The organism is Shewanella sp. SM73 (assembly GCF_025653795.1).
GTDB classification, from domain to species: Bacteria; Pseudomonadota; Gammaproteobacteria; order Enterobacterales; family Shewanellaceae; genus Shewanella; species Shewanella oncorhynchi.
Map to the genome: position 1 here is coordinate 15404 of NZ_JAKKRY010000012.1, position 13793 is coordinate 29196.

A 13793-nucleotide genomic window follows, 5' to 3' on the forward strand; every position below is an offset into this window, starting at 1 on the left:
TGCTTATCTATTGTTTGTTAAGCGATAACCTAGGCCCGCTTCTGTCTTAATGAGCTGCTGCTCGCTGCTGTCATTGAGTTTTTTACGTAACTGACTGACTAAGATCCGCAGATAATGACTGTCTTCTTGATGGGTTTTACCCCAAATATCCCGCAGTAATTCAGTTTGTTTAACGAGCTGACCAGGGTGAGACATTAAGGTCTCCATCAGGGCAAACTCCTTTTTGGTTAAGGCGATTTCTTGCTGATCGAGCCAAAGCTGGTGGGTACTTTTTTGCAACTTAAGTGCGCCAAACTGCAGTAAATCACTTAATGGCGGTTCATCGACTAAATCGCGGACTAAAACCTTGATGCGAGCGATTAACTCCCTGATCCCAAATGGCTTGCTGAGATAGTCATTGGCGCCTGCTTCCAAAAGACGAATTTTTTCTTCCTCCTGATCGCGGGCGGTTAAGATAAGCACCGGCACTTTGTCACTCTGACGTAGGGTTTGCAGCAAGCTGATGCCATCACCATCGGGTAGGCCAAGATCGAGCACTAACACGTGTGGCTGCTGCGCGTGATATTGCGCTAGAGCTGACGCAATCGAGGCCGCGCCATGATATTCGAATCCTTCCGCTTCTAACGATATCCGCATAAAAGTGTGGATTTGCGCTTCGTCATCGACGACCAGCACCTTATAAGCCATTTATTCCTCTCCCTTTTTTATCGGCAATGCGATACGAATAAGGCTGCCATGAGCGACAGGTTCGGCGCTGATCTGGCCACCATGGGCGGTAATGATGCCCTTAGCAACAGCAAGCCCAAGGCCCGAGCCGCTATCGGTTGAGGGATGCTGGCGATAAAAGAGTTCAAAAATTGCCTGCGCTTGAGCGGGTTCTATGCCAAGACCCTCATCTTGGATATCTAACAGTAACGCATCGCCCTGCTGATACGCCTTTACTATGACTTGCTTATCAGAAGGCGAATAGCGCAGCGCATTATCCAATACATTAAAAATAGCTTGCTCAATCAATGAGCTGCATATCATCAGTGACGGTAGATCGGCGTCACTCTTGATGATAATGCGCGGCTGGGTGGCTGGAAAACGGGCAATAGCTTGGTGCAATACATTCATTATGGCGTCTTCACTCAAGCTAAATTTGAGTGCGCCGTGTTGTAACTTAGTGGCCTGTAATAGGTTTTCGATATATTGGTGCAGGCGATGGCTTTCGGCTGCTGCGCTATCAATCAACTCATCCTTTTGGTCTGGGCTGAGCTTAGGCATGTATTCCTTTAGGGTGGTGAGCGTGCCAATGATAGTGGCGAGTGGGGTGCGTAAATCGTGGGAAACCGACAGCAAAATACTGTTGCGTAACTGAGCTTGTTCGAGAGCATCTTGCTGGCGTCGATAGTGTTCGGCTAATTTGCTGGTGGTGAGGGCGACAAGCAGAAACACACTGAGATTGAGAATGTCCTCAAGATTAAACATCTGGAGTGAATAACGTGGTGTGGTAAATAGAAAATTAAAGCTGGTCGCCTCAAATACTGCCGCAAAATAGGCTAAGTTGGCGTTGCATTGTAGGGCTACGGCCACTACGGCCAATTGTAAAATCAGCAGTACGGCGATAGTCGAGTTTGAAAAGTGATCGATAAAGGCGCTGCTGAAAATGGCCGTCACTAGTACTATGAAGGTAAATAAAGTCGGGTGCGAACGCCAGTATTGTGTCATGGGAGCCGCTATGGATGAAGTCATGAATAGAAAGACGCATATAAAGAAAGTGCCTGTACTTTAGCAAAGGCATTTTAAGATAGCGCGTAAAAATGTCGTAAATTTTGTAACCTTGTGAGTGGCTTAGCTTGCACTTAGCTTAGGCCAGTCGAGCTTGTTCACATTACACTTTGGGTGAATGATAAGGCTTACCGCATACACTCATGTTGTAAGCCTTAACCCTGGCGCAGGCCATTACGTATGATGCCAAAGCGCCTATCCAACCACTAACCCTGAATTATTTACCTGCCTGTCATTGAGTTGCCCGTCATTGAGCTAAGCATCACCAAGGTATTGGTGGGGGCACTAAGCGTTTGCCACTATAGCCAGTAACAGCGGCGAAGCGGGGATCTTCGGCTTCCCAATCTGCCTGTGCTTTGACTATTTCATCTTTGCTATGGCCAACAAAGTTCCACCAAATGCTGACAGGATCAGCCAATGGCGCGCCGCCAATCAGCAGTATGCGACAACCCGCTTCGAGTTTTATGGTGATGGTTTCGCGTAGCATGCCAAGGTAGGCGAGGTGGTTATTATCAAAACTGTCATCCTCGATTTGGAAGCGGCCTTCCAGTGGCATGAGGGCATATTCGAAACTAGGGTCGAGATTCAGAGTGAGTTCAGCGTCATGGGCGGCAAACAGATCTATGGCAACGATAGGTGAGAAGTGTAATGTGGGCGCCTGTTTATGATGCCAACTGCCAATCAGTAGGGTGAATTCGACGCCTGACTCGTGCCAAGCCGGTAGCTCGGGATAGTGATCGAATCTCGGAGTGGTATCTTTGTGCTTTAGTGGTAAGGCTATCCATAGTTGGGCTGCGTGCATAGTGTGATGACCCGCTATCGACTCTTCGGTGTGGGCTATGCCGTGTCCGGCTGTCATCAGGTTAACTTGTTTTGGGCGGATCACTTGAGCACTGCCGAGGCTGTCCCTGTGCATGATTTCGCCTTCGAGCATCCAAGTAAAGGTTTGCAATCCAATGTGTGGATGTTGGCCGACGTTTAACTGCGGGCCGTCGGTGATTGGGCCAATATGGTCGAGAAAGCACCAAGGGCCGATAAGGCGGCGCTCTTTTTGTGGAATAGCCCGTGCGACAGGTATGCCGCCGACATCACTGATTTTGGGGGCAATCCGTTGAGCTTGAATGCGGCCATTTTCAATAGGACATTCCTTAGGGCCACCATAAAACTGTGCTTGTAGTTCACTCATGTTCGCTCCTTATTCCATTACTAGGGCATGCTCAGTTCAGTTTGGCTCGGTTCAGTGCTGCTAAGTGTGAACCTAGAATCTCGCATGGGGGTGATCTCATCTTGCATTCGAGCCGAAGGTTTTAGCTTCGGGTATTCCAGTCGATTTTGCAAATTGTGGCAGTGACCTGATAGAGGGCAACTGCACTTTTTAGTGGTTAACTTAACGTGTTTTAGGATCTTCAAATTGCCCTTCGATACACTTTGATAGCCTAATTCAAGTACGAATGTGTGACTGAGCCCGCGTGAATGGGACTTTTATCTGTCCTTTACTTTAGCAAGCCTGTATTTATGTGGGCATTAGCGTTTGATGTTTTACTCGAGCCTAAATACGAGTGTTTGACAAGTTTGGGGCTCGGTGATTTTTATCATCCATGTCTTACGTTGGATCTGCAAAATCGAGTCTATCTTTTATGGGAGCTTGTGTTGGCGGCAAAGCCTGTCTTCACCTTAATCCATTCAGCGTACAGGCTTAACACTCATAAATATATCATTGGTAAATATAACGTTGGACTGTGATTCAGCGTGATAGATCAAGGAGAAAGCGTGCTCGAAAATCAAATGATGTTACTGGCGGTATTTGAACGGGCGGCCTTGATGCTGATGACCTTGTTCTTTTTAACTCGCACTCGACCGTTTCAGCGTTTATTCCAAAAGCGTAATCATACCCCCGCAGAGTTGGTTTCTGTGGCGGCGATATTTTGCTTATTTGCAGTGTTTAGTACTTATACCGGTATTGAGGTTGAAGGCGCGTTGGTCAACGTGCGTATTATCGCAATTATTTCTGGCGGGATTCTATTTGGCCCTTGGGTTGGTATTCCTGCGGGCGTGCTGTCGGGGCTGCATAGATATCTTATTGATATGGATGGTGATACCTCTATTCCGTGTTTAATCGCTAGCATTATTGCCGGCCTTATGGCGACGTGGATTTATTACAAATGTCCCAAATCTAAGTTGTGGATTTATGGCATTGCGGCGGGCATGTTGTGCGAAACGCTGACCATGTTGTTGATTTGGTTGCTGACAGAGCCACACGAGGTGGGCGTTGAGATTGTGAGTCATATTGCCTATCCCATGATTGCGGGCACTGTGTGTATCGGACTGATTATCAAGCTAGTGCAGGACCTCGACGATGAGAAAGAGTTGATTGCCGCTAAGCAGGCTAAGCTCGCGCTGGATATTGCTAATAAAACCTTACCCTTTTTCCGCAAGATTGACCGCCATGCCTTAGAGCAAGTTTGCGCTGTGATCCGTAATGAAATCCATGCCGATGCTGTGGCGATTACCGATACTCGCGATGTGTTGGCCTATATGGGCGTTGGTAAAGATTACTACGAGGTCGATGGTCATCAAGCGATTAGCGAAATGACTCAAAGGGCGATAGAGCAAGATCAAAACATTATTAACAATGACTTACGCCAATATCATTTATCGGATTTTCATTCGGTCATCATAATCCCGCTGCGCGAAAACGGCACTGTGAGTGGCACGCTGAAGATTTACTATCGCAATACCTATCGTATCACTAGCTCGTTGCGGGAGATGGCTGTGGGTTTGTCGCAGCTGATTTCGACCCAGATGGAAGTGTCGCGTATCGAGCAACTGCAAGAGATGACCCGCAAGGCGGAGTTTACGGCGTTGCAGAGCAAGATTAATCCACATTTTTTATTTAATGCCCTCAATGCGATTTCTTCTTTGATCCGTATTCGGCCACAGCAGGCGCGACAGTTGATTGCTAATCTGGCCGATTATCTGCGCTATAACTTGGCTAAAGGCGATGAGCTGATTGATATCCAAGAAGAAGTGAAGCAAGTCCGTGATTATGTGGCGATCGAGCAGGCGCGTTTTGGCGACAAGCTTGAAGTGATCTTCGATGTCGACGATGTGCATTTTTGTGTACCTTGCCTCTTGTTACAGCCGCTGGTGGAAAACGCGATTTTGCATGGCATTCAGCCGCGTAGTGCACCGGGCAGAGTGACGATAGAAGTGAAAAAACTCGATGCAGGCATTCGCGTCGCCGTGCGCGATACTGGCTATGGGATCCGCCAAGAGGTGATTGATGGTGTAGCTGCTGGCCGTGTAGAAAGCAGCAGTATCGGGCTGATGAATGTGCACCAGAGAGTGAAGTTATTGTACGGCGAAGGTTTGCAGCTTAAACGGCTCGAGCCGGGGACTGAAGTCAGTTTTTACTTACCGGAAAATGAGGCGCAAGTATGTTAAAAGCCATCATAGTTGAAGATGAATATCTCGCCCGTGAGGAGCTAGAGTATTTAGTGAAGAGCCACAGTGAGATAGACATAGTGGCTAGCTTCGAGGATGGCTTAGAGGCCTTTAAATATTTGCAGGATCACGAGGTCGATGTGGTGTTTTTGGATATCCAAATACCGTCCATTGATGGCCTCTTGTTGGCGAAGAATCTGCATAAATCGACCCATCCTCCCCATGTGGTGTTTGTTACTGCCTATAAAGAATTTGCAGTAGAAGCATTTGAGCTCGAAGCCTTCGATTATATTCTCAAGCCCTACAATGAACCGCGGATCATCAGCTTATTGCAGAAGATTGAACAGGTGGGACGACAAGCACCAAAGCCGCAACATGAGGTCGCGAGTAACACTAGTCGAACCGTGAATTTAGTCAAAGGTGAGCGGATTATCGTTACGCCCTGCGAGCAAATTTATTATGCCGAGGCCGATGAAAAACTGACCTATGTCTACACCCGCACTGACCGTTATGTGATGCAGATGACCATCAGTGAGTTTGTGAGTCGTTTGCCTGCTGAAGGTTTTTTTCGCTGTCACCGTTCCTATTGCGTCAATATCAACAAGATCCGCGAAATCGTTCCTTGGTTCAATAGCACTTACCTGATTAGGTTGCATGATTTGTCGTTTGAGGTGCCCGTTAGCCGTAGTAATATTAAGGCTTTTCGACAGCTGATGAGGCTGTAATTGTCATTCATTCCTGCAGATCTGTATTTCATGCCTTAATTGATCGGCGCGAATCGCATCTCTCTTATAGTGGACTCAATTCCTGATCCCCTAAAGCGAGATGCATCATGACTAAAGAGATGAACCGTACTCGGTACCTGACCTTAGTTGGTACTATTATCACCCAGTTTGCACTCGGCTCAGTTTACACTTGGAGCCTGTTCAATGCGCAGTTGGCCGTTAAGCTCGACGAACCCGTCAGCCAAGTGGCATTTGTGTTTGGTTTGCTGAGTTTGTCTTTGGCCGTGGCATCTTCCATGGCGGGCAAATTACAGGAACGCTTTGGCGTACGTAATGTCACCTTAGGCGCAGGCCTGTTACTCGGCGTTGGCTTCTTACTCACTGCCCAAGCCAGTAACTTGATGATGCTCTACCTGTGCGCAGGGATTTTAGTGGGCTTTGCCGATGGCACTGGCTACTTGATGACCTTGTCTAACTGCGTGAAGTGGTTCCCTGAACGCAAAGGGCTGATTTCGGCGTTAGCGATTGGTGCTTATGGTCTAGGTAGCCTCGGATTTAAATACATTAACGTGCTGTTACTCGAAAACACTGGCCTTGAAACCACCTTCCAACTGTGGGGGCTGATCGCCATGGCGTTGGTCTTGTGTGGCGGTATGTTGATGAAAGATGCGCCTGCACAATCAGCCGCAAGTCAGCAAGCCGAAAGTCGCGACTTCACCCTCGCTGAAGCCATGCGTAAGCCGCAATACTGGATGCTGGCGCTGATGTTCCTGTCGGCCTGTATGAGTGGTTTGTATGTGATTGGTGTGGCTAAAGATATCGGCGAGAAGATGGTCGACTTGCCTGTACTGGTCGCCGCCAATGCTGTTGCTGTGATTGCTATGGCGAACCTCAGTGGTCGTTTAGTGCTGGGTATTCTGTCGGACAAAATCCCCCGCATTCGGGTTATTTCACTGGCGCAGATCATCACTTTAGTCGGTATGGTGTTACTGTTGTTCATTCCTTTGAATGCTAACCTGTTCTTCGTTGCGGTTGCCTGCGTTGCCTTTAGTTTTGGCGGTACTATCACTGTTTATCCCTCACTGGTGAGCGACTTCTTCGGCCTGAATAACCTGACTAAAAACTATGGCGTTATCTACTTAGGTTTCGGTATCGGCAGCATTATCGGTTCGATTGTCGCCTCGTTATTTGGTGGCTTTATTGCAACCTTCAACGTGATTTTAGTGTTGCTGGTGGTGGCGTTAGTCATGTCATTAACCATTCGTATGCCAGAGCCCAAAACTCCAGCGTCAGCTAAGAGAGCGACTAAGAGTACGCCTCGCTTAGTGAATATGACGGCTGAATCTGCATAGGCGTAAGCTAAGCTTTTCTTCTTTAGCCAAAAGCTAACATAAAAAATCCGCAGCCAAATGGCTGCGGATTTTTTACTGTTTATCCCGTATTTTATGGGCGAGGTTGTTACTCACGTTTAGGCTCGCTGACTTATCTATGTGATTACACTTTTGATGTTAGCTCAGTGCAGCCTCTTTTTTATCACACCAACAACAGGTAACTTGATAGCCTTAAAGCGTTATTCAGGATGTGTTGATGTTAACGGACCCTCTTTTTTGGTTAGTGGCGATACCCGCAGTATTGATTACGGGGATTTCTAAATCAGGTTTTGCGGGTGGCGTGGGCGGCTTAACTGTCCCGCTATTGGCGCTGGCCATTAGCCCTGCTACAGCGGCGGCAGTCATGTTACCACTGCTGATTTATATGGATTTTTTAAGTGTGCGTTCCTGGTGGGGGCAACATAATCCGCGTCATTTATGGATATTACTGCCCGCAGCGATAGTGGGGATTTTTATCGCTTATCTGTTGTTTGATAGATTAAACGAAGATTACTTACGGGTGATTCTAGGCTGTGTGTCCCTCGGTTTTGGTTTGTATGGTTTGATCCTTGGGGATAAAACTCAAGCATCACCTTCACCTCTGGTTGGGCGATTGTGTGGCTTAACCGCCGGATTTACGAGCTTTGTTGCCCATGCGGGCGGGCCGCCACTCAACGCTTATTTGTTGCCGTTGCGCTTGGCCAAGGCAGAGTTTTTAGCCACTGCCGTGGTGTTTTTTGCGGTGGTGAATCTGGTTAAACTTGTTCCTTACAGTTTGCTTGGGCAGATCAACCAAGAGAATATTATCGTTTCTCTGTTATTGGTGCCGCTTGCATGGTTAGGGGTAAAGTTAGGTTTGTTCATTCAAGATAAAATTGACGATAGGTTATTTAAACGCATCATCTTGATTTTAATGGTGCTGGTGGGTGTGCGTTTATTGTGGACGGCGTTATAGTTTTAAGCTTTAGGTTATATTAGTCTGCTAGAGTGCGCGGGTGTTGGGGCGTTTTGATCCCCAGCCGCCCTGAATTTACCTGATAAAAACTCAAAATTACGTTACTGTGAAATCTGCCTGCAATGAGTTTGAAGCTATGAAACGATTACTGATAGTTATCTTAGCCTTAGGCCTTGGCGCTTGTGCTAGCGCGCCAGAACCTAAGCCTGTGGTAAAGCAAGTTGAACCCGCCACGGTTTGGAATGATAGCAATATCTCCGAACTGCATTCTGAATGGCGCGGAGTACCTTATCGCCTTGGTGGTGGTACTAAGCGTGGCATAGATTGCTCGGCCTTTGTGTCTGTCGCCTATCAGAAGATGTTGGGTATGACCTTACCGCGCACGGTTGAAGAGCAACAAGCCTTAGGTAAACCTGTGCCGAGAAATCAACTGCGCAAGGGTGACTTGGTATTTTTCAAGACGGGCTGGAGCACACACCATGTCGGCATTTATGTAGGAGGCGATAATTTTCTCCACGTTTCCACTAGCCAAGGGGTGAAGATTTCGAGCCTGCACAACAGTTATTGGGCGTCTAAGTATTGGAATGCACGGCGGATTTAACCCTTTGATCGTTTTATCTTTTGAATGGCTCAACTTGCAGTGAGAGTGCCTGAGCCAATCTCCCTTTATGGCATGTTTTTATCGGCCCAATGCTGCTTTGCTTTGGGGAAGGCGTTTGTCATCAATGAACAATTTTTAAATTCCGAGTGTTTAAACGGTGTTGCGAGAACCTCATCACGTTTTAGTCGCCCCCTTTCCCGAGCATTTATGCTATTTTAGCTGCGGCTTAAGGTCGAAGCTGTCGCGGCTTCTTCCATGTTTGATGTCGACAATTTTCACTTCGGCATGTTTCATTTCAACATCATTGGGGATTTCCTATGAGCAAAGCAAAAATCGGTATTGTGACGGTCAGCGATCGCGCCAGCGCGGGAATTTATGAAGATATCTCAGGCAAGGCGATTATCGACACGCTCAACGACTATCTCACCAGCGAGTGGGAGCCGATTTATCAAGTGATCCCCGATGAGCAGGATGTGATTGAAGCGACGCTGATCAAGATGGCCGACGAGCAGGATTGCTGTTTGATTGTCACTACGGGCGGCACAGGACCTGCGAAACGCGATGTCACCCCAGAAGCGACAGAAGCCGTCTGCGATCGCATGATGCCAGGCTTCGGTGAGTTGATGCGCGCTGAGTCATTAAAATTTGTGCCTACCGCCATTTTATCGCGCCAAACCGCAGGGTTACGTGGTGATTCATTGATTGTGAACTTGCCCGGCAAGCCAAAATCGATTCGCGAATGTTTAGATGCCGTGTTCCCCGCCATTCCTTACTGTATCGACTTGATGGAAGGCCCGTATTTAGAGTGCAATGAGTCGGTTATCAAACCATTCAGGCCTAAGGCTAAGTAATCTTGCTATCGAGCCTGTAAAAAAATAAAGCCACTGAAAATCCAGTGGCTTTGTTGTTTGAGGAGCTTAGGGTTCATAACTGATTAATCTGTTGCTTTAGCTCGTACTCTGGCTCTGTCACTATTTTTTCAAGCACTTGTATTCGCTCAATTAGTGTTTGGTTTTGTAGGCTGAGTTGAGTCACTTTGTCCTCAAGGTGCCTATCGTCTGCGGTGCCCACTCTAAGTTGGCGCGCCTTTAGATAGTGTTTAAACATTTCAGTGGCGCTGAGGCCAATAATGAAGGTGACCATAATCACCATTAAGACAAATTCGTTTTCCATAACAAACTCCCGTAGCTACTGAGGTTTTCAACTTGGGAACGACTTGGTTATCGTCCCAAGTTTATCAATCGAAGCGCCCTATAAACCGAAGATCACTTTTTCACTCTTGAGCGACCTTTCCATGCCAAAGGCGAGCAATATCGCAATGGCGAGTGTGCCTAAGGTCGAAACCAGTAACTGCAACATGGGCAAGTCTTTACCTTTGATAAAGTCCATTAATGCCTGTTGCTGACCCGAGACGGGCAACCACTGCAGCATATCTGGCGCTATGTTGTAACTTGCGGCCATCGACAGGGCTAAGGGCACAAACAGCACCATAGTCAGATAGGACTGAGCTTCCTTAAAGGTTTTCGCCATAAAAGACACAAACAGTTGCAGACAAGCGGCCATTAACGCGACGGGGATGCCGACCACTAACATCAGCAGCATAAATTCTGTGGTGATGTTGACGCTAAAGCCTAATTCCTGCCATGGCACGAAGGCGTAGGCGATTTTAGACACCAGCAAGATCAGCACTAAACCGAGCAGAGCGAACAAGCTCACCGCAATAATTTTTGACAGTACTAATTGGCGAGTGGTCAGCGGATGGCTCAGTAGCAGGGCCAAGGAGTTACGTTCGCGCTCACCGGCACTGGTGTCGATAGCTAGGTTCATCCCCGAGATAAATACCGAGTAGATCATAGTGAAAATGGCGATACCTAAGATCATCCCACCTTTAGAGTCTGTAGTGGCTTTGTCTTGCACATTCACTTTAAGCGGTTGCACCACGCGGGGGTCAATACCGCGGGCGATTAAACGTAAACTGCCCATTTCAGCGCTGTAGGCCTGCAGTTGTTTCTCGAGTCTACGAATCGAGTTCTGCAGTTTCTCCTCAGAGTTATCGGCCACGATAGTGATTTCGGCGCTTTTGCCTTGGTTCATTTGCGCGGCATAGTCGGTGCTGATGATCAGTTCTATTGCTTTAAGGTCTTTGGCGTCAGAGCCATCGGCTGCGCCTTGAGTGATGCCCTTATTCGATAAAAATCTTACTAAATCCGGTGCTTTATCGGGATTTTTAATGGTGATTTTCAAATCATCGGGGCTGGTTAATTGGCCAATTAACACCATAAATAGGCCGCACATGATCAGCGGCGTGCCTATGGCGTAGTACAGACCCGCCATCACAGAGCGCTTATCGCGGGCGGCATCGATGAGTTCTTTACGAACCATAGCGATTATTTTATTCATGCTGTCATTCCCTTATCCATGATCTTATCTATCTGAGCTTGTACATCATTGATGCTGCCTGCATTCTTGTTAGTTTGAGTCATCATGCCGCTATCCCTTCATCCGTGCCGATAAGTTGAATAAAGGCTTCTTCGAGTGAGTCTTTACCCGTTTGGGTGCACAGTTCGGTGGGGCTGCCAATGGCGACGACTCTACCTTGGGCCATAACGATCACTTGGTCACACAGTGCGGCGACTTCCTGCATCACATGGCTCGAGAACAGCACGCAATGTCCTTGATTTTTAAGATCGATAAGAATGTCACGCAATAGGCGAGTGCTCATCACATCCAGCCCACGGGTCGGCTCGTCGAGGATAATATTGCTCGGGCTGTGGACGATTGCCTGTGCGAGGGCGGTTTTCATTCTTTGTCCTTGGGAGAAGCCTTTGCAGCGGCGATCGCTAATGTCTTCGAGGCGCAATTTTGCAATCACTTGGCTGGTGGCTTCTTTGGCGTCCTTGGATGATAAGCCGCTTAGCTCGGCAAAATAGCGAATGTATTCCCGTGGTGTTAAGCGTTCGTACAGACCAAAAGGGTCGGGGAATAGCCCGAGTTGCTGTTTAGCGCCAATAGGGTCGATGGCGACATCTATGCCTTCGATTTCAGCCTTGCCGTTATCGGGTTTCAGCAGGCCAAAGATAGTGCGTAAACAGGTCGTTTTACCTGCCCCGTTCGGGCCGAGTAGTCCTGTGATTTGGCCGTTTTGTGCGACGAAACTTAAGTCATTCAGCGCCTGCACGTCACCGATGCGCTTGGAAAGATGGGATACTTTAATCATGGCTTATTCCTTAGCTCCAGTGCTGGCGTGGTCATCTGTTGTCGTGGTTTTTGTGCTGGTCGCATTAAGCGGTTCTACCGAGCTGGCATTTAAATAAAAGCTGCGGCGCACATCTTTGTTCAAACATTCGCCGTCGAGATCGTTGACTGAGCCCGAGCGAACGAGATCGGCAATCAGGTTATTGGCGCAGGATTGATAGGCCACACCGTGGGTCGCATAAGGAGCGACAAAGTGCTTGGCATTGGTGAGTTTTTCCATGGCTAACTCGCCCCAGCTTGGTGGGGTGGCGGGGTCGATTTCGCCGGATAACAACAAGGTCGGAATGTTACTGTTAATGGGCTCGCTAAAGCTGTTATCGACCGCAGGGACTTTCCATACTGAACAAGTCGCCTCTAAGCCTTCGAGCATGGTTCTGCCCATAAAGGATTTTTTGGCCTGCTCGCGCATGGTTGGAGTAATGCGGTGCATATCTTCGCCACACACAACGGATGCGTGCATGCCCATCGCCATGCCAGCATTGTCGATAGTGAGGGCATAGAGGCCGAGTATAGGTTGGAAGTTGTTTTTCGATGCTTGATGAATCGCATGGGGCAAGAGGGCGCGCACATTGGCTTGATACAGTGCCATGCGGATCGAGCCAGAGAATTTACCGCGCGTCATGGTTAACATGGTTTTTTCGCCCGTGACGGGATCGTAAACGTTTTCCATCACAGGGCCTGTGGCGAGCTTAGCGTCGACTCGCTCAAAGTCCGCTTGTAACTCGGGGAATTGACTGTTACAGGCGGCGGTTGCTTGGCAATCCTTAAACAATAAGTCGAAGCCACGATCAATCGCCGAGCCAATTTCCAATACGCTTTGCTGCATGGGCACTATGCCGTCTAAGGTCACTGTGGCTAAGTGATCTGGATATAAACGCATGTAAAGTTGCGCCATGCGAGTGCCGTAGGAGATGCCGTAAATATGCAGTTTTTTATAGCCTAAGTGCGCACGTACGGCTTCGAAGTCTTTAATCGCATTGAGGCTGCCGTATTGAGTCACGTCGGCATCAATTTTGGCTAAGCATTTTTGCGTTTCGGCTAAGGTATCGACATTATCGTCATCGAAGGACAGTGGAGATTGAGCTCCTTCATCGCAGGCCAGTACATTCGAACGGCCAGTGCCCCTTTGATCGATCAGTAAAATATCCCGCTGTTGGCGAACTTTGCTCAGCATGGCATCGAAACCTGCCGCGTTCTCTATGGCCGATTGTCCTGGGCCGCCGGCAATCGCCAGCAAGGCTTCTTCATGGTTGGCATTTTTCACCGCAGGCAAAACAACGTAATGCACTTGGATCTGTTTGCCATCGGGTTTGTTAGGGTTTTCTGGCACAGTCACAAAACCGCAGTTTAGGCGATCGGATACGCCTTCCACATAACAAGTGTCGGTGTCATTCGCCATGTTCCTAGCTATATCTGCCGTCGCTTGTGTCTCTTGGCTTTTAACATCACTCGCCCACGTCGCCGTACTTGCCATTGCCAGTATGAGGGCGCTCATTCTCAAAGTACGCGTGTGCCATGTGGCACTAGTCGCACCATGGCGTGGCTGAGTTGGCACAAGGCGTTGAACTGTGTTGCTTAACTTCCTGTGTGTCATGCTATGTATCATGCGCGCTTTCCTTTTTGCATTTCAGGACGAGTGTGTTAATTTAAATACCGGTGTATCGGTGTATCAA

At 48.2% G+C, this 13793-nt stretch carries 13 protein-coding genes; 6 read left to right on the top strand and 7 right to left on the bottom strand.

What is annotated here, in order from left to right; translation table 11 throughout:
- Positions 1-3: 3 nt before the first annotated feature.
- From L5M51_RS15860 to L5M51_RS15870, 3 genes are all read right to left on the bottom strand, one after another.
- Positions 4-687, bottom strand: coding sequence for a response regulator transcription factor (locus L5M51_RS15860; RefSeq protein WP_131524531.1), 684 nt, complete (start codon positions 685-687; stop codon positions 4-6).
- A complete protein-coding gene (locus tag L5M51_RS15865) occupies positions 688-1734 on the bottom strand; it encodes an ATP-binding protein (RefSeq protein WP_113941211.1) in 1047 nt (348 codons plus the stop codon). It abuts the gene before it with no gap.
- Positions 1735-2032: 298 nt separating this feature from the next.
- Positions 2033-2956, bottom strand: coding sequence for a pirin family protein (locus tag L5M51_RS15870; protein WP_173242476.1), 924 nt, complete (start codon positions 2954-2956; stop codon positions 2033-2035).
- A gap of 584 nt (positions 2957-3540) precedes the next feature.
- Between L5M51_RS15870 and L5M51_RS15875 the strand changes: the two genes are divergently transcribed.
- The 6 genes from L5M51_RS15875 (at position 3541) to mog (ending at position 9716) form a co-directional block, all read left to right on the top strand.
- The gene (locus L5M51_RS15875; RefSeq protein ID WP_287478759.1) at positions 3541-5214 is read left to right on the top strand and encodes a sensor histidine kinase; all 1674 of its coding nucleotides are present in this window, start codon (positions 3541-3543) and stop codon (positions 5212-5214) included.
- Positions 5208-5939, top strand: a complete 732-nt coding sequence (locus tag L5M51_RS15880; protein WP_173497261.1) for a LytR/AlgR family response regulator transcription factor — start codon at positions 5208-5210, stop codon at positions 5937-5939. Before L5M51_RS15875 ends, L5M51_RS15880 begins: the two co-directional genes overlap by 7 nt.
- A 107-nt stretch (positions 5940-6046) precedes the next feature.
- Positions 6047-7291, top strand: coding sequence for an MFS transporter (locus L5M51_RS15885; protein ID WP_105250909.1), 1245 nt, complete (start codon positions 6047-6049; stop codon positions 7289-7291).
- A 235-nt stretch (positions 7292-7526) separates the two neighbouring features.
- Positions 7527-8264 (top strand): sulfite exporter TauE/SafE family protein, encoded by a 738-nt coding sequence (locus tag L5M51_RS15890; RefSeq protein ID WP_113941215.1) that lies wholly within the window; start codon positions 7527-7529, stop codon positions 8262-8264.
- 136 nt (positions 8265-8400) lie between these two features.
- Complete coding sequence (locus L5M51_RS15895; protein WP_105250911.1) at positions 8401-8865, top strand: NlpC/P60 family protein; 465 nt, start codon at positions 8401-8403, stop codon at positions 8863-8865.
- A gap of 317 nt (positions 8866-9182) precedes the next feature.
- Positions 9183-9716: a molybdopterin adenylyltransferase gene (gene mog, locus L5M51_RS15900; RefSeq protein ID WP_106648670.1), complete on the top strand. Its 534-nt coding sequence runs from the start codon at positions 9183-9185 to the stop codon at positions 9714-9716.
- A gap of 73 nt (positions 9717-9789) precedes the next feature.
- On the opposite strand, the gene L5M51_RS15905 is transcribed toward mog, so the two are convergent.
- From L5M51_RS15905 to L5M51_RS15920, 4 genes are all read right to left on the bottom strand, one after another.
- Entirely contained in the window at positions 9790-10038 is a 249-nt protein-coding gene (locus L5M51_RS15905; protein WP_198573888.1) for a hypothetical protein, read from the bottom strand.
- A gap of 78 nt (positions 10039-10116) precedes the next feature.
- Positions 10117-11265: an ABC transporter permease gene (locus tag L5M51_RS15910; protein ID WP_198573887.1), complete on the bottom strand. Its 1149-nt coding sequence runs from the start codon at positions 11263-11265 to the stop codon at positions 10117-10119.
- A gap of 82 nt (positions 11266-11347) precedes the next feature.
- Positions 11348-12082: an ATP-binding cassette domain-containing protein gene (locus L5M51_RS15915; RefSeq protein WP_263173706.1), complete on the bottom strand. Its 735-nt coding sequence runs from the start codon at positions 12080-12082 to the stop codon at positions 11348-11350.
- Between the two features lie 3 nt (positions 12083-12085).
- On the bottom strand, positions 12086-13726 hold the full coding sequence (locus tag L5M51_RS15920) for an alpha/beta hydrolase (RefSeq protein WP_198573885.1): 1641 nt from the start codon (positions 13724-13726) through the stop codon (positions 12086-12088).
- Positions 13727-13793: the final 67 nt, after the last annotated feature.